Source organism: Rhodanobacter thiooxydans LCS2, from assembly GCF_000264375.1.
Taxonomy (GTDB): domain Bacteria; phylum Pseudomonadota; class Gammaproteobacteria; order Xanthomonadales; family Rhodanobacteraceae; genus Rhodanobacter; species Rhodanobacter thiooxydans.
This window is the reverse complement of sequence record NZ_AJXW01000020.1, coordinates 70,252-85,829: the sequence shown is the minus strand read 5'-3', so window position 1 is coordinate 85,829 and position 15,578 is coordinate 70,252. Positions and strand designations below refer to the sequence as shown.

General features: G+C 67.5%; 12 protein-coding genes. 2 read left to right on the top strand and 10 right to left on the bottom strand.

Features of this window, described 5'->3' with window-relative positions:
• Positions 1–129: 129 nt before the first annotated feature.
• The 6 genes from UUA_RS04765 to UUA_RS04740 all read right to left on the bottom strand — a co-directional run bounded on the left by UUA_RS04765 (position 130) and on the right by UUA_RS04740 (position 6,414).
• Complete coding sequence (locus tag UUA_RS04765; protein WP_008434737.1) at positions 130–1,080, bottom strand: PLP-dependent cysteine synthase family protein; 951 nt, start codon at positions 1,078–1,080, stop codon at positions 130–132.
• A gap of 1 nt (position 1,081) precedes the next feature.
• The gene (locus UUA_RS04760; RefSeq protein WP_008434735.1) at positions 1,082–1,432 is read right to left on the bottom strand and encodes a carboxymuconolactone decarboxylase family protein; all 351 of its coding nucleotides are present in this window, start codon (positions 1,430–1,432) and stop codon (positions 1,082–1,084) included.
• 30 nt (positions 1,433–1,462) lie between these two features.
• Positions 1,463–1,672 (bottom strand): hypothetical protein, encoded by a 210-nt coding sequence (locus tag UUA_RS04755; protein WP_008434734.1) that lies wholly within the window; start codon positions 1,670–1,672, stop codon positions 1,463–1,465.
• 59 nt (positions 1,673–1,731) lie between these two features.
• Positions 1,732–2,709, bottom strand: coding sequence for a lipoyl synthase (gene lipA, locus UUA_RS04750; RefSeq protein WP_039953588.1), 978 nt, complete (start codon positions 2,707–2,709; stop codon positions 1,732–1,734).
• Positions 2,710–2,816: 107 nt separating this feature from the next.
• Positions 2,817–5,573 (bottom strand): putative bifunctional diguanylate cyclase/phosphodiesterase, encoded by a 2,757-nt coding sequence (locus UUA_RS04745; RefSeq protein WP_008434730.1) that lies wholly within the window; start codon positions 5,571–5,573, stop codon positions 2,817–2,819.
• Positions 5,574–5,637: 64 nt separating this feature from the next.
• Positions 5,638–6,414, bottom strand: a complete 777-nt coding sequence (locus UUA_RS04740; RefSeq protein WP_008434729.1) for an iron-containing redox enzyme family protein — start codon at positions 6,412–6,414, stop codon at positions 5,638–5,640.
• 398 nt (positions 6,415–6,812) lie between these two features.
• On the opposite strand from UUA_RS04740, the gene UUA_RS04735 reads away from it, so the two are divergent.
• The gene (locus UUA_RS04735) at positions 6,813–9,110 is read left to right on the top strand and encodes a nitric-oxide reductase large subunit (RefSeq protein WP_008434727.1); all 2,298 of its coding nucleotides are present in this window, start codon (positions 6,813–6,815) and stop codon (positions 9,108–9,110) included.
• Positions 9,111–9,334: 224 nt separating this feature from the next.
• Here the strand turns inward: UUA_RS04735 and UUA_RS04730 are convergent, their stop codons facing one another.
• From UUA_RS04730 to scpC, 3 genes are all read right to left on the bottom strand, one after another.
• Positions 9,335–10,222: a patatin-like phospholipase family protein gene (locus UUA_RS04730; protein ID WP_008434725.1), complete on the bottom strand. Its 888-nt coding sequence runs from the start codon at positions 10,220–10,222 to the stop codon at positions 9,335–9,337.
• Positions 10,223–10,334: 112 nt separating this feature from the next.
• Positions 10,335–10,763 carry a VOC family protein gene (locus UUA_RS04725; RefSeq protein ID WP_008434723.1) on the bottom strand — a complete coding sequence of 143 codons (429 nt, stop codon included), beginning with the start codon at positions 10,761–10,763 and terminating at the stop codon, positions 10,335–10,337.
• An 89-nt stretch (positions 10,764–10,852) separates the two neighbouring features.
• Positions 10,853–12,361, bottom strand: coding sequence for a succinyl-CoA:acetate CoA-transferase ScpC (gene scpC / locus UUA_RS04720; RefSeq protein ID WP_008434721.1), 1,509 nt, complete (start codon positions 12,359–12,361; stop codon positions 10,853–10,855).
• A gap of 230 nt (positions 12,362–12,591) precedes the next feature.
• Here scpC and UUA_RS04715 point away from each other — a divergent pair, with 230 nt between their 5' ends.
• The gene (locus tag UUA_RS04715; protein WP_008434718.1) at positions 12,592–14,835 is read left to right on the top strand and encodes a penicillin acylase family protein; all 2,244 of its coding nucleotides are present in this window, start codon (positions 12,592–12,594) and stop codon (positions 14,833–14,835) included.
• Between the two features lie 15 nt (positions 14,836–14,850).
• Here the strand turns inward: UUA_RS04715 and UUA_RS04710 are convergent, their stop codons facing one another.
• A complete protein-coding gene (locus UUA_RS04710; protein ID WP_008434716.1) occupies positions 14,851–15,546 on the bottom strand; it encodes a VIT1/CCC1 transporter family protein in 696 nt (231 codons plus the stop codon).
• Positions 15,547–15,578 lie beyond the last annotated feature (32 nt).

Below are 15,578 nucleotides of genomic sequence, written 5' to 3'. Positions count from 1 at the left end.
GACGATATCCGCTGCGCAGGGCCGCACCGGCCGCCGCCTTACTCTTTCATTGTGGCGAAAAGCCGGCGGGCAGTGCCCGCCCTACGCGGCTGCGCCGTACCGCCGGTTGCGGGTGACCGACTCGGCGCTTCAGCGGAAGTGCGTGGCGCCCACGTCGACGGCGGCGGGCTGCATGAAGTATTCGTGCAGATACTTCTCGCCTTCATCGCAGAACGCGGTGACCACCGTCTTCAGCTCGGGGAAGTTCTCGCGCACGCGCTTGGCCGCCAGCAGGTGCGCGCCAGAGCTTGGCCCGCAGAACAGACCATAGCTGCGCGCCAGCCGCTTCATCTCGCGCACCGCGTCGGCGCTGGACACGCTCAACACCTCGTTCACCAGGGTGGCGTGACGCTGGAAGATACCCGGCACGAAGCCGTCGGAAATGCCCTCGATGGTGTGCGCGGCGATCTCGCCGCAGAGGATGGTGCACGACTCTGACGGCTCCATCGCGAACAGCCGCACGTTCGGGTTGACCTCGCGGAACGCCTGGCCCACACCGATCAGCGTGCCGCCGGTGCCCACGCCCAGCACCAGCGCATCCGGTAAGCGGCCCGCTGGTAGCTGGGCGAGGATCTCCGGCCCGAGCAGCAGCCGGTTCTCCTCCACGTTCCACTCCGACTCGAACTGGCCCGGGCAAAAATAGCCCGGCTGCTGGCCGAGCCGCTGCGCGCGCACCAGCGCCTCGTTGACATGGAAGTTGCCGCAGAACAGCACGTCCGCGCCGTACGCCCGCGAGATCGCCACGCGCTCGCTGGACATGCCCTCGGGCATCACCACCAGCATGCGGTAGCCCTTCACCGCAGCCACCATCGACAGCGCATTGCCGGTGTTGCCGCTGGTCGCCTCGACGATGGTGTCGCCGGGCTTGAGCAAACCTTCCTGCTCCGCCCGCTCGATCATGTACTTGGCGATGCGCGCCTTGATCGAACCCGAGGGATTGAGGAACTCGATCTTGGCGTAGACGCCCTCGATTTCCAGCAGCGGCGTGTCGCCCACCGCATCGAGGATGCTGTCCGATACCGTACTGAAGCGCGCGGCCATTTCAGCCCGCCCCGTGCGCGTCGTGCGCATGCTGCATCACGTCCAGCGCCAGCGTCGAGTGCGCGTAGGCGCCACCGGCGCGCATCTCGGCGGCCACCCAGATGGCCTCCATGATCTGCTGTTCGCTGGCGCCCTGCTTCAAGGCTCCGGCCGTATGCCCCCTGATGCAATAGGGGCACTGGGTGACATGCGCTACCGCCACTGCGATCAGCTGCTTGGTGACGGCCGGCAGCGCGCCGTCGGCGAACACCGCGGCGCTGAACGCCTTGAACGCGTCCAGCGGCGCGGGCGCCAGTTCGCGCCGCTTGCGCCCCAGTTCCGCGGTCGACTGCGGGTACATCGTCGTGTCCATGCCATCCTCCTCGATGAACCAGGTGAAAACTCAATGCCGCCTCGACACCGGGCCCAGCACCCAGCTCGGCGGATCGCTGGCCGGGAAGCTCTGGGCGAGCTCGTCGTCGATGCGCCGCTCCCGCGCCAGCGCCGATTCATCGGCTTCCGGTGTGGGCGGCCTGCGGCCGGACGCGGCCACGGCGGAATCCGGCCCGACCAGCGAGCGGTGGGGGAAACGATGTGCAATGGAAGTAAACATGACGGCACCTCCTGATGTCGGTGGACATCGAAGCATTGGACCGGCCCGTCGCGCCCAGGTCAGAGTCCCAGGTTGTTGTGCTCCAGCACGCGTTCGGCGCGATAACTCGAACGAACCAGCGGTCCGGCGACCGCCTCCACGAAACCCTTGCCGAGGGCCAGTTCCCGGTAATGGCGGAACTCGTCCGGCGTGACGAAACGCTGTACCGGCAGGTGGTGCGGGCTGGGCCGCATGTACTGGCCCAGCGTAACGACGTCGACGTCGGCGCCGCGTATATCGTCCAGCGTGCGCTCGATCTCCGCGTCGGTCTCGCCCAGGCCCAGCATCAGGCTGGTCTTGGTCAGCGTCTGCGGCGCGTGCCGCTTGGCGAAGGCCAGCACGCCGAGCGTCTGCGCATAGCCGGCGCGCGGATCGCGCACGGCATGGGTCAGCCGCTCCACTGTCTCGATGTTCTGCGCGTAGGTGACCAGGCCGGCGTCGAGCACGGCCGCCACGGCGTCGTGGTTGCCGGCGAAGTCCGGGGTCAGCGCCTCCACCGCCGCCTGCGGCGCGCGCTGGTGGATCGCCCGCACGCAGGCGGCGTAGTGCGCTGCGCCGCCGTCGGCGAGGTCGTCGCGATCGACCGAGGTCAGCACCACGTACTTCAGCCCCATCAGCGCCACCGCGTCGGCCACCTGCAGCGGCTCCAGCGGATCGAGCCAGCCCTGCGGGTTGCCGGTGCTGACCGAGCAGAACTTGCACGCACGCGTGCACACCGAGCCCATCAGCATCAGCGTGGCAGTGCCGCGACCCCAGCACTCGGCGATATTGGGGCACTTGGATTCGGCGCACACGGTGTTGAGCTGGTGCGTGCGCACGATGTCGGCCACTTCTTCGTAGTGCGCGCCGCTGGGCAGCTTCACGCGCAGCCACGGCGGCTTGCGGCCGACGTCGGGCTCATGGCTGTGCGTATTGGGCTTCTGCCCGCCCTTCACCGCGCGGGTGCCCTGCGGGCTGATGAATTTGCTGCCGTCGGGAACTGAATGAGTGCTGGACATGAAGAAGATGCGCGGCTGGCGGGACTGCAGCCAGTGTCCTGCGCCGTGCCGCCGCCTGCCCTGATGCACATCAAGGCAGCCGGGCCGGCGCCATGCAGGGGCACCGATCAACTGCGCCTGGGCGGCACCAGCTTCAGCCGCGTCGGCACCGGTGGCTGGTTCGGGCACAGCAGATGCTGCACCTCTTCGGGCCGCAGCGGGTAGGAGTACAGGTAGCCCTGCCCCTCGATGCAGCCGCTGCGCAGCAGGAAATCATGCTGCGCCTCGGTCTCGATGCCTTCGGCGATCGTGGTCAGGCCGAGGCTCTTCGCCATCGCCAGGATCGCGCCGGCAATCGCCGCGTCATTGCTGTTGCCGGGCAGTCCGATGATGAAGGAGCGGTCGATCTTCAGGCAGGTTACCGCCGGCAGCTTGAGGTAGGCCATGGAGGAATAGCCGGTGCCGAAATCGTCGATGGCTACCGCGATGCCGAGCGTGTCCAGGGTCTGCATGGTGCGCTCGATGTCGTCGCCCAGGCGCAGCATCGCGCTCTCGGTGATCTCCAGCAGCAGGCGCCGGGGCGCCAGCTGCCGCGACTGCAGGTTGCGGCTGATCCCGTCGACGAAGGCCGGGTGGCCGAACCAACGCGCCGAAATGTTCACCGCCACGCGGATCGGCGGCACGCCGGCCAGGTCCCAGGCCTGGATCTGCGCACAGGTAGTCTGCATCACCCACTCGTCGATGCGGCGGATCAGGCCCAGGCTCTCCGCCACCGGGATGAACTCCGCCGGCAGCACCTCGCCGCGCTCCGGATGCTGCCAGCGCAGCAACGCCTCCACCGCCACGATGCGGCCGCTGCGCAGCTCGACGCTGGGCTGGAACACCAGCTGGAACTCGTTGCGCGCCAGCGCCTGGCGCAACTCGGCGGCCAGTTGCAGGCGCCGGCGGGTATCGGCGTGCATCATTGGCGTGTAGAAGCGGAACGCATTGCGTTCCTCGGTTTTCGCCGCGTACATCGCCGCGTCGGCGTTCGCGATCAGCGCCAGCGCATTGTCGCCGTCCAGCGGATAGCCGGCCACGCCGATGCTGGCGCTCAGCACGATCTCGTAGTCGTCCACCAGGAACGGTTCGGACAAGGTGGCGAGCAACCGGCTGACGATCGCCCTGCCGTCCTCGCGCAGGATCAGCCGCGGGATCAGCACGGTGAACTCGTCGCCGCCGATGCGCCCGGCCACGTCGCCTTCGGACAGCTGCCGGCGGATCCGTTCGGCCACCTTGACCAGCAGGCGGTCGCCGATCGCATGGCTGTAGCTGTCGTTGACGATCTTGAACGCATCCAGATCGATGAACAGCACCACCACCGCCAGCCGCTCGCGTTCGGCCACCGCGATCGCCTCGGCGCAGTGCCGCTCGAACTCGGCGCGGTTGGCCAGGCCGGTCAGCGGATCGTGCCGCGCCATGTGTTCCAGCCGGTGCTGGTTCGCCTTCGCCTCATGGATGTCGGTGAGCACGGCGACGTAGTAGACCACCTGGTCATCGGCATCGCGGATCGTGCTGAGGCTGAGGTGCTCGGGATAGCTGCTGCCGTCGCTGCGCGTGCTCAGCACCTCGCCCATCCAGTTGTGGCCGGCCGCCACGCTGTCCCAGATCGACGGCGGCAGCGGCTGGCCGCCGGGCAGGCGACGGGTGTCGTCGAGGCGCTTGCCTTGCAGCGCCTGGGCGGTAAAACCGGTCAGCTCGGCATGCGCCGCATTGGCCGAAATCACCTGCCGTGTGGCATCGGCGATGAGCACGCCTTCGGCGATGCTGGCCAGTGCCTCGGCAGCGATGCGCCGATCACGTTCCAGCGCCACCCGCTCGGAGATGTCGCGGATGATCGCCTGGCGCACCGGCTGGCTGCCCCAGTTGACCAGGCTGGTCTGCGTTTCCACTGGACGGGTGCGGCCCTTGGCCCCGAGCAGCACGTTGGCAGCGGCCTGCCCGGTTTTCTGTCCCGCCATGGATTGCATGAACAGGTGCACGAAGCGGTCACCGACCAATTCGCCCGGGCTGCGTCCGGTCCACACCGAAGCGGTGCGGTTGACGTCCAGGATCCGCCCGCTGGCCTCGTCGACCATCACGATCGCGTCGGCGGCGCTGTCGAACAGCAGGCGGTAGCGCTCCTCGCTGCCGCGGATGCTTTCCAGGATGCGGCGCGCCATGCGCAGCCACAGCAGCGCAGCGATCAGGAACGCTCCCAGCACGCCCCAGAACAGCAGCTCACCCAGCCACAGGGCCCCCTTCACGACCTCGATCGAGAACAGGTCGGTGCGCGGCTCCATGTAGTCGTTCAGCGCCTTGATACGCCCGCGTTGCCGCGCGATCTCGGCCGGCGACACGCCGCCGGCACGGTAGGCGGTATTCAGCTCATTCGCAATCGTGCCGAGCTCGGTGATCGATGCATCGGTGGAACGCCAGGCCGCAAGCGCCTCGCGTATGTGCGGCATACCAGAAAAATGCCGCAGCATGAAAGTCATGCCCAGTTGTGCCGCCGGCATGATGTTGCCGCGCTCGAATACGCGGGTGATGTCCTCGTGGCTGTATTTGCCAGCGATGATCGCATCGCGCCCCCAGCGGTCGGACTCGAGCAACCCGTGATGATTCCGGAAGCTGGCCAGGTCCGCGGCACTACCATTGAGCGCGTAGTTGTCCAGGTCGATCACAGCCTGCTTCTGCGCCTTGGACCAGACACTCTCGCTGTTGAGGAAACCAGCGAGAGTGACCTGGACCTGGAGCACCCCCCAGGTCAGCGCCATGATCAACGCGACCGCCACTGCCAGCGCGTAGGCCAGCGGCAGCAGGTGCCGCGTCAGAGGTTTCTGCAAACTGTTGCCGCTGGAGTGCATCGCCCGCCCATTCGATTGATGATGCAGCTTGCGTCCATGGGTACAGTCTGTTCCGGGTATCGACTCAAGCTGCGGCTTCTTTAGCCACCCACAGGTCGCGACACGACCGGATGCACCGGTCACCAAGCAGGATCATGCTCATGTAGCTCCGCTTGATGCACTCGGCCAGATGTGCCACGTCATCGGGCGGAGGAGTTTCGCCCATCAGCGTGCACACTATATCCAATGCTTCCCACGGATGAACGTCATCGTAGGCGGCATGCAGGTGCAGCCAGCGCAGGCTGGAGACCCTCGTCACAGGATCAAAGCTCTCCCGGTATTTCTCGCTGGCGTAGATCATCTGGGACCACTCCCCGGTGACGCCCTCGATCGCGTAGTTGGTGGCCACCATGCCGGCCGCCAAGGTGCCTCGTGCACTGATCTCCTCGCACCAGCGGACAAGTCCGTCGGTGCCATGCGGAGGTGCCCGGTGCAACAGATCGTCGCGCGGCACACCCGCACCTTCGGCCCAGTTCAGCCAATACTCGGCGTGGTTCTGCTCCACCCGGATATTGCGCACTAGCCAGCGCCGGGCCATGTCATCGCCCGGGCTGCGGCCATAGCGAGTCTTCAGCAGGTTCAGCGCCATGAAGCTCGGGAACCGCTCGATGAAAGGCCACAGGCCCCTCATGAAGTTGCCGGTGGACTCTGCATCGAGCTGCAGGGCGATCATCATTTGCCAGATATCGTGATCCAGGACGCGCTGCTTGGTAGCTGCGCAATCGGCCACCATGTCCTGTGCCCACTGCGGGTAGCTGCTCAGTTCGGTCAACGGGCCAGTGCGCTCAAAAGCGGTATGCATGTGATTTTTCCTCGGTCGTCAATGGTGCTGCAGTGGACTGCAGCGTCGATGGCCGGCTCGGAAGGCAGAAGCTCCGATACCGACCGCCATCCGGCATCGCGGTGATGCCGAAACTCTCTGATGCATGACCCTGGTGGCGGCGCCCTCTGGTGTGCGCGGTCGGAGCCGTGGCCGTCGGTGCCGTGCAAAGGCCATTGCGGTGCTTCACATCCGGCTCCATCCCCCGATGGTTGGCCAGTACGGCACAGCCTTCACACGTCTTGCACGGAAAGAAGAAAAAGCTTGCCGCCGCCATCCAGCGTGAATCCGCAGCAGACACAACCCGGCTCCAGCACGGCGGCGACTGCGTCCCCGATGCCGCCCGATACTCGCCCACACATCGCGGAAGGGGAAGCACCATGAGCATCGCCGCCCAGCCATTGACTGCGGAAGATCCGGAACTCTCCCCCTGGTGGCTGCGAACGGTGCTGATAGTGATGGTGCTGGGCTTCGCCGGGCTGCTCGCGATCACCACGCTGGCCTACCGCAATGCCCCACCGATTCCTGCCCATGTAGTGGACGTGCAGGGCAACCAGTTGTTCAGCGGCGACGACATTCGCGACGGCCAGGCGGTTTTCCTGAAGTACGGCCTGATGGACAACGGCAGCATCTGGGGCCACGGGGCCTACCTCGGTCCGGACTACTCGGCCGCGGCGCTGCACCGCTTCGCCGAGGACGCTACCGACGCCATCGCGCAGCAGCAGTATCACCAGCCGCTGGCCGAACTGGCGCCGGCCCGGCAGGCGGCGGTGCGCGCGGAGACCGCGGTGGAACTGAAGACCAATCGCTACGATCCGGCCAGCGACACGCTGCAGCTGACCGCACCGGAGGTGGCGGCGTACCACCAGCAGGTTCCCCACTGGACCGACTACTTCCTGCATCCGGAACGCAACGGCGGGCTCAAGGCCGGGCTGATCACCGACCCGACCGAACTGCACCAGTTCACTGCGTTCGTGACGTGGGCGGCCTGGGCCTCGGTGGCGAACCGCCCCGGCGAAAACTACTCCTACACCAACAACTTCCCCTACGACCCCGCCGTCGGCAACACACCGGTGCCAGGGGCGCTGCTGTGGAGCGCGCTCAGCCTGATCGTACTGCTGGCCGGCATCGCCGTGGTGCTGCTGATGTTCGGCAAGTTCGACTACCTCGGCTGGATCAGCCGCGGCCAGCACATCCACCCGCACCTGCTGCCGGGCGTGACCGGTCCCGGCCAGCGCGCACTGGTGAAGTTCTTCGTGGTGGTGGCGCTGCTGTTCCTGATGCAGACCCTGGTCGGCGGCGCGGCGGCACATTATCGCGCCGACCCGGGCAGCTTCTACGGCTTCCAGCTGGAAACGATCTTCCCCAGCAACCTGATGCGCACCTGGCACCTGCAGACGGCGATCTTCTGGATCGCCACCGCCTACGTGGCCGCTGCGCTGTTCCTCGGCCGCACGCTGCGCAGCGACGAGCCGCGCTGGTTCGCACCGTGGGTGCACCTGCTGTTCGGCGCGTTCGTGGTGGTGATCGGCGGCAGCCTGCTCGGCGAGTGGCTGGGCATTTCGCAGGTGCTCGGCAAGTGGTGGTTCTGGCTGGGCAATCAGGGCTGGGAGTTCCTGGAGCTGGGCCGCCTCTGGCAGTTGCTGCTGGTGGTCGGCCTACTGGTCTGGTTCGCCATGGTGTGGCTGCTGGTGCGCCCGCGTTCGCTGGCCAATCCGGAGTCGAAGCCGCTGGTGAAGATGTTCCTGTTCGCCACGGTGGCGATCCCGGTGTTCTACATCCCCGCGCTGTTCTTCGGCGCCAAGACGAACTACACCGTGGTCGACACCTGGCGATTCTGGATCATCCACCTGTGGGTCGAGGGCTTCTTCGAGTTCTTCGCCACCACCGTCGTGGCGCTGACCTTCTACCAACTGGGGCTGACTCGCCGCAACGTGGCGCTGCGGGTGATCTACCTGGACGGCATCCTGTACTTCCTCGGCGGCCTGATCGGCACCGGCCACCACTGGTATTTCACCGGGCAGACCAGCGTCAACATGGCGATGTCTGCGATGATCTCGGTGCTGGAGGTGGTGCCGCTGACCCTGCTCACGCTGGACGCGTGGGACTTCGTGCGCACCACCCGCGGCAAGTGCGACATCTGCGGCAAGTCGGTGGCGGTGCCGCACCGCTGGACGTTCTACTTCCTGATCGCGGTGGGCGTGTGGAACTTCGTCGGCGCCGGCATCTTCGGCTTCCTGATCAACCTGCCGATCGTCAGCTACTACGAAGTCGGCACCCAGCTCACGCCGAACCACGGCCACGCGGCGATGATGGGCGTGTTCGGCATGCTGGCGCTGGCGCTGATGGTGTTCGTGCTGCGCCAGACCAGCAGCGACGAGCGTTGGGCCGGCATGGAGAAATACGTGCGGACCGGCTTCTGGGGCACCAACATCGGCCTGGCCATGATGGTGGTGTTCAGCCTGTTCCCCAGCGGCGTGCTGCAGGTGTGGGACGTGATCCAGCATGGCTACTGGCACGCCCGCTCGCTCGACTACATCGGCAGTCCGCGCTCGCACCTGATCGAATGGATGCGCCTGCCCGGCGACCTGGTGTTCATCATTTTCGGCGCGATCCCGCTGACCATCGCCGCGATCAAGGGTTGGCTGGGCGTGCGCGCATCGCCGCCGTCTGCCTGAGCATGCGTCGGACTCCACGGCCATCGACCACGCTGCCGCCGGGATACTCGGGGGCAGCGCGGTACGGCGTGGTTTGCCGGGGCAGCGTGCTCAGGCGCCCTCCCGTCGATGCGCGCACGCGAGCCACCAGTGACGAATGGCACCGACCCGGTGACCAGTGGCGGCAAGTCGGGATGGATGGCTGACGCCAGCCGGCCTGCAGGCATGCCCAAGGACAGAGTTGGTCAGTCGTGGTGCTCGCGCAACTGCCGGGGTGTTCCGGCGCGATCCAGCCCACCCCCTTCAAGCCAGCGGTCAGTCTCCGTCCTGGCGCGGGTGATGAGTCGGGCCGCCGCGGAGTAGTCGTACGGCGAGACATCGAGCGGGCACAGGCTCGGCACGATGCGCAGCTCCACCGTGGCATCCGCTGCAAAGCGATCGGCGTCCTGCACCAGCTGGCGCGCCACCAGCAGGCTGAGCGCGTGCATCGCGCGCGCGACCGCACCCGACGGCGCCCGCTCGAGCGCACAGGCAAACCCGGTAGGCAGCACGATCACGCGCGTGGCACCGAGGCCGAACGCGACCGAGATCGGCGTGTTGTTGGCCACGCCACCATCGACCAGCCAGCGTCCGTCGATCTGCACCGGCGGATACACGCCCGGAATCGCAGCACTGGCCAGCACCGCGTCGACCACCGGCCCCGTGGACAGCAGCACCTCCCGTCCGTTCAGCATGTCCGACGCCACCAGATGGACCGGCAGGGCCGCATCCTCCAGCTGCCGATAAGGCAGGTGGCGCTCAAGCAGGCGCCGCAGGCCGGACGAATCCACCAGATGATCACGCCGGCGCAGCAGGCCGAACACGCTGCCCAGGTTGAACGGAAGCACCTCACGCCGTGTCAGCGCGCACCAGATCCGTTCCAGTTCGCGCGCACCGGCGGCAGTCGGGTCGCCGGCGAAATACGCCGCGTTGATCGCACCGGCCGAGGCGCCGACCAGGAACGCCGGCGCCTCGCCCCAATCAAGCAGCGCCTGCAGCATGCCCACCTCGACCGCGCCGAGGCTGCCGCCACCGGCCAGTACGAAGGCGGTACGCCGCTGCGCACTCCCGACGACCGGTTTTGCCTCTGCCATCTCAGCCACCTGCATGAGCCGATATTACGGCGCACCCGGTCATCTGATGCACACCGTGGCAGCAGGTTCCTCGTGCGGGCCCGCGGCAGGCAATCCGGCTGTCGTTGCGCCGTCAGCCGGCCGGTGTGTTCGGCACCATCACCATCCACGACACGCCGAAACGGTCGGCCAGCATGCCGAAGCTGGAGGCGAAGAAGGTGGACATCAGCGGCTGCTGCACCTGACCGCCGTCGGCCAGCGCATCGAACAGGCGCCTCGCGGCGACGTCGTCATCGGCGGTGAGCGCCAGCGAGAAGCCGTCGAACTTGAGCTGGCCGCCGCAGAAACCGTCCGAGACCAGCACCTGGCTGGCGCCGATCTGCAGACAGGCGTGCATCACCTTGTCCGCCGGCGGCTGCGTGCCGTCGGGGCACTGGAAGGAGGTTTCGGGGTTGTCGGCATAGCGCATCAGCATGACCACCTCGGCAGCGATCGCCTTGCGGTAGAACGCGATGGCCTCTTCGCAATGGCCGTCGAAGAACAGGTAAGGCTGGATTTGCATGGGGTGACCTCGTCGTGGGGTGGGCAAAGCGGAGCCGGCGCACCGGCTCACTGGGACACGACGAACGGCCCGCCCGCCAATCGACAAGGTCAGCGCATGCTGCCGCTGTCCAGATAGCGCTGGTGCCAGGACAGCGCCTCGCTCAGCAGGTGCGGGGTGTGCTTGCCATAGCTGTCGCGACAGGCGCGGTCGAAGTAGTCCTGCAGCATCGGCCGGTAGTCCGGGTGCGCGCACTGCGCAATCACCACCCGCGCCCGCTGCTTCGGCGACAGCCCGCGCAGGTCGGCCAGGCCCTGCTCGGTGACCACCAGGCCCACGTCGTGCTCGGTGTGGTCGACGTGGCTGACCATCGGCACGAGCGACGAGATGGCGCCGCCCTTGGCCGTGCTCGGGCTCATGAAGCAGGACAGGAAACCGTTGCGGGCGAAATCACCGGAGCCGCCGATGCCGTTGATGATGCGGCTGCCGGCGACGTGGGTGGAATTGACGTTGCCGTAGATGTCGGCCTCGACCATGCCGTTCATCGCGATGCAGCCGAGCCGGCGCACCAGCTCGGCGTGGTTGGACATCTCCTGCGGACGCAGCACGATGTGCTGGCGGTAGAAGTCGATGCGGCGCACGAACTTCTCCACCCCCTCGGGACTCAGCGACAGCGAGGTGGCCGAGGCCATCGCGATGGTGCCGTCGCCGATCAGCTCCAGCATGCCGTCCTGGATCACCTCGGTGAACGCGGTCAGGCCGCGGAAGCCGCCCTCGCGCAGGCCGCCCAGCACCGCATTGGCGATGTTGCCCACGCCCGACTGCAGCGGCAGCAGCTGTTCGCCCAGTCGCCCGGCGGCGATCTCGTGGCGGAAAAACTCCACCAGGTGCCCGGCGATGCGCCGCGAGGCCTCGTCCGGCGGCGCGAAACGGCCCAGCCGGTCGGGCGCATCGCTCTCCACCACCGCGACCACCTTGTCCAGGTCGCAGCGCAGGTACGGCTCACCGATGCGGTCGCCTGGCTGCAGCAGCGGGATCGGCCTGCGGTGCGGCGGCAACGCGGTGCCGTAATAGATGTCGTGCATGCCGTCGAGCCCTTCGGGCTGGCGCCGGTTCACCTCCAGGATCACCTTGTCGGCCAGGTCCAGCCAGGTCTTGTTGTTGCCCACCGAGGTGGACGGCACCAGCCGGCCGTCCGGCAGGATGCCGGCGACCTCGACCAGCGCCACGTCGATCTTGCCGAGGAAGCCGCACCACGCGTACTGCGCCACCTGGCCCAGGTGGATGTCCATGTACTCGATCTGGCCGGCATTGATGCGCGCGCGCAGCTCGGGGTCGGACTGGTACGGCAGGCGGAAGTCGATGCCGCCCACGCGGGCCAGCGCGCCGTCCAGTTCCGGCGCGGTGGAGGCCCCGGTGAGAATGCGCAACGCGAACTTGTCGCCGCGATCGTGCGCCGCGGCGATGCGCGTGGCCAGCGCCAGCGGCACGGCCTTGGGGTAGCCGGCGCCGGTAAAGCCGCTCATGCCCACCGTCATGCCCGGCAGGATCAGCTCGGCCGCCTGTTCCGCCGACATGCGACGCTCGGCAAGGGCGGGATGTGCAATGCGTGCTGTCATGGTTTTTCGACTCGTCGGAAAGGCTGGCACGGGAAGCGCCGCCGGGTGTGCCGGCAGGCTGCAGCCAGGTCAAAAAACGTATTCTGGACGCGCGGGCGCGCGCCGCCAAGACGACCTTCGGCGCATGCGTCAAAGCGCCACCGCCACCCTCTTTTTTGCAAGCGCGGCCCAGTGATGGTCAACTTCATGCAACGCCGTGGCACAAACCATCACCAGGGGACGACCCACCGATGCACACACGCATCCCGAAGAATCCATGCCCGAAGACACATCGCCGGCAGCTGCTGCGCCTGCTGCTGGCCGCAGCGCTGCTCGCGTATGGACTGGTTGCCAGCGCACAGGGCGCCGCGCCCGCCGAACAGGCGCGCTGGCAGCGACAGGCTCAGGCGATCACCATCACCCGCGACGACTGGGGCATCGCCCATGTGCACAGCAGGACCGACGCCGACGCGGTGTTCGGCATGGCCTACGCCCAGGCCGAGGACGACTTCAACCGGGTCGAGACGAACTACCTCAACTCGTTGGGCCGGCTGGCCGAGACCGAGGGTGAATCGGCGATCTGGAGCGACCTGCGCCAGCAGCTGTTCATCGACCCGGCCGAACTGCAGGCACTGTACGCGAAGAGCCCGGCCTGGCTGCAGGCACTGATGAACAGCTGGGCCGATGGACTCAACTATTACCTCGCCACGCATCCGGATGTGCATCCGCGCGTCATCAAGCATTTCGAACCGTGGATGGCGCTCAGCTTCAGCGAGGGCAGCATCGGCGGCGACATCGAGCGGGTGTCGCTGAAGCAGCTCGAAGCGTTCTACGGCCGCAACCCCGCCGCGCTGGCGCAAGCGGATACGCCCTCCAGCTGGATCGAGCCGACTGGCTCCAACGGCTTCGCGATCGCGCCCAAGCTCACCGCCGACGGCCATGCCCTGCTGTGGATCAACCCGCACACCTCGTTCTTCTTCCGCTCCGAATTGCAGATGTCCAGTGACGAAGGACTGGACGCCTACGGCGCGGTGACCTGGGGCCAGTTCTTCATCTACCAGGGCTTCAACCAGCACATCGGCTGGATGCACACCTCCACCGGCGCCGACGTGGTCGACGAGTTCGCCGAAACCATCGTGCACAAGGGCGGCCAGCTGTTCTACCGCTATGGCAAGGAACTGCGGCCGGTCACCACACGCACGATCCGCGTGGCGTACCGCGCGAAGGACGGCCGCATGGCCACGCGCGCCTTCGAGGCGCATTTCACCCACCACGGCCCGATCGTGCGCGAGGCTGGCGGCAAGTGGATCGCCATCGCGCTGATGAACAAGCCGATGGAAGCGCTGGAGCAGAGCTGGCTGCGCACTAAGGCCAGCGACTACGCCAGCTACCTGAAAGTGGCCGAGCTCAAGGCCAACTCGTCCAACAACACCATCTTCGCCGACGACAAGGGCGAGATCGCGTACCTGCACCCGCAGTTCATCCCGCGGCGCGACAACCGCTTCGACTACACCAAGCCGGTGGACGGCAGCGACGCGGCCACCGACTGGCAGGGCCTGCACAAGCTCGACGAGGCGCCGCACCTGCTCAACCCGCCGAACGGCTGGATCATGAACACCAACAACTGGCCGTACTCCGCCGCCGGTGCGTTCAGCCCGAAACAGGCGGACTACCCGCGCTACATGGATACCTTCGGCGAGAACCCGCGCGGCATCCACGCCACCCGCGTGCTGGACCGCGTGCGCGACTTCAGCAAGGCCTCGCTGATCACCGCCGCATTCGACTCCTACCTGCCGGCGTTCGCGCGACTGGTGCCGGTGCTGGTGCACGACTACGACATGCTGCCCGACAACGACCCGCGCAAGGGCCGCCTGGCCGGCCAGGTCGCGCTGCTGCGCAGCTGGGACTACCGTTGGGGTATCGCCTCGATGCCGACCACGCTGGCGGTGTTCTGGGGCGACATGCTGTGGGACAAGGTGCACGCCGAAGCCGAGTCCGAGGACCAGTCGGTGTACGACTACATGGCCGGCGATGCCGGCGCGCGGACGCGGCTGGACACGCTGGCCGAAGCCTCCGACCGGCTGGAGCAGGACTTCGGCAGCTGGGGCGTGCCGTGGGGCGAGGTCAACCGCTACCAGCGCAATGACGGTGCCATCGTGCAGAAATTCGACGACGCCAAACCGAGCATCCCGGTACCGTTCGTCTCCTCACGCTGGGGCTCGCTGGCCTCGTTCGGCGCGCACCGCTGGCCCGGCACGAAGAAGTATTACGGCACCAGCGGCAACAGCTTCGTGGCGGTGGTGGAGTTCGGCCCGAAGGTCAGCGCCCGCGCGATCACCGCCGGCGGCGAGAGCGGGCACCCCGGCTCGAAGCACTTCAACGATGAGGCCGAGCGCTACACCACCGGCAACCTGCGCACGGTGTACTTCTGGCCGGAGCAACTGAAGGGGCACACCGAGCGGGTCTACCACCCGGGCGAGCAGGCCACCGAATGACGGGCCACCGCCGCGCTAGGCGGCGGTGCCGAACAGCATGCCCACACCGGTGGTGACCGCCATCGCCAGCGCGCCCCAGAACGTGATGCGCGCGGCGCCGATGCCCATCTTCGCGCCGCCGGCCCACGCTGCCACCGCGCCGAGCACGGCGAGGAATACCAGCGAGGTGGCGAACACCAGCCACAGCAGGCTCGCCACCGGCGCCACCGCCACCACCAGCAACGGCAGCGCGGCGCCCACCGCAAAGCTCAACGCCGAGGCGCCAGCCGCCTGCAGCGGCCGTGCCTTCAGCGCCTCGGTGATGCCCAGCTCGTCGCGGGCGTGGGCATCCAGCGCGTCGTGCGCCATCAGCTGGTCGGCCACCTGGCGCGCCAGCTGCGGGTCGAGCCCGCGGCCGACGTAGATCGTCGCCAGCTCGCGGTGCTCAGCTTCCGTCTGGGTCTGCAGCTCGTGGTGTTCGCGCTCCAGTTCGGCGCGTTCGCTGTCGGCCTGCGAATGCACCGACACGTATTCACCGGCCGCCATCGACATCGCGCCGGCCACCAAGCCGGCCACGCCGGCGACCAGGATGTTCTGCCCGCTCGCGTGCGCCGCGGCCACGCCCAGCACCAGGCTGGCGGTCGAGACGATGCCGTCGTTCGCGCCCAGCACCGCGGCGCGCAGCCAGCCGATGCGGTCGGTACGGTGTCGTTCGTGATGGTGTCGTGGCATGCCGGTGATTCCGTGGCTCGGATGGTGCATTG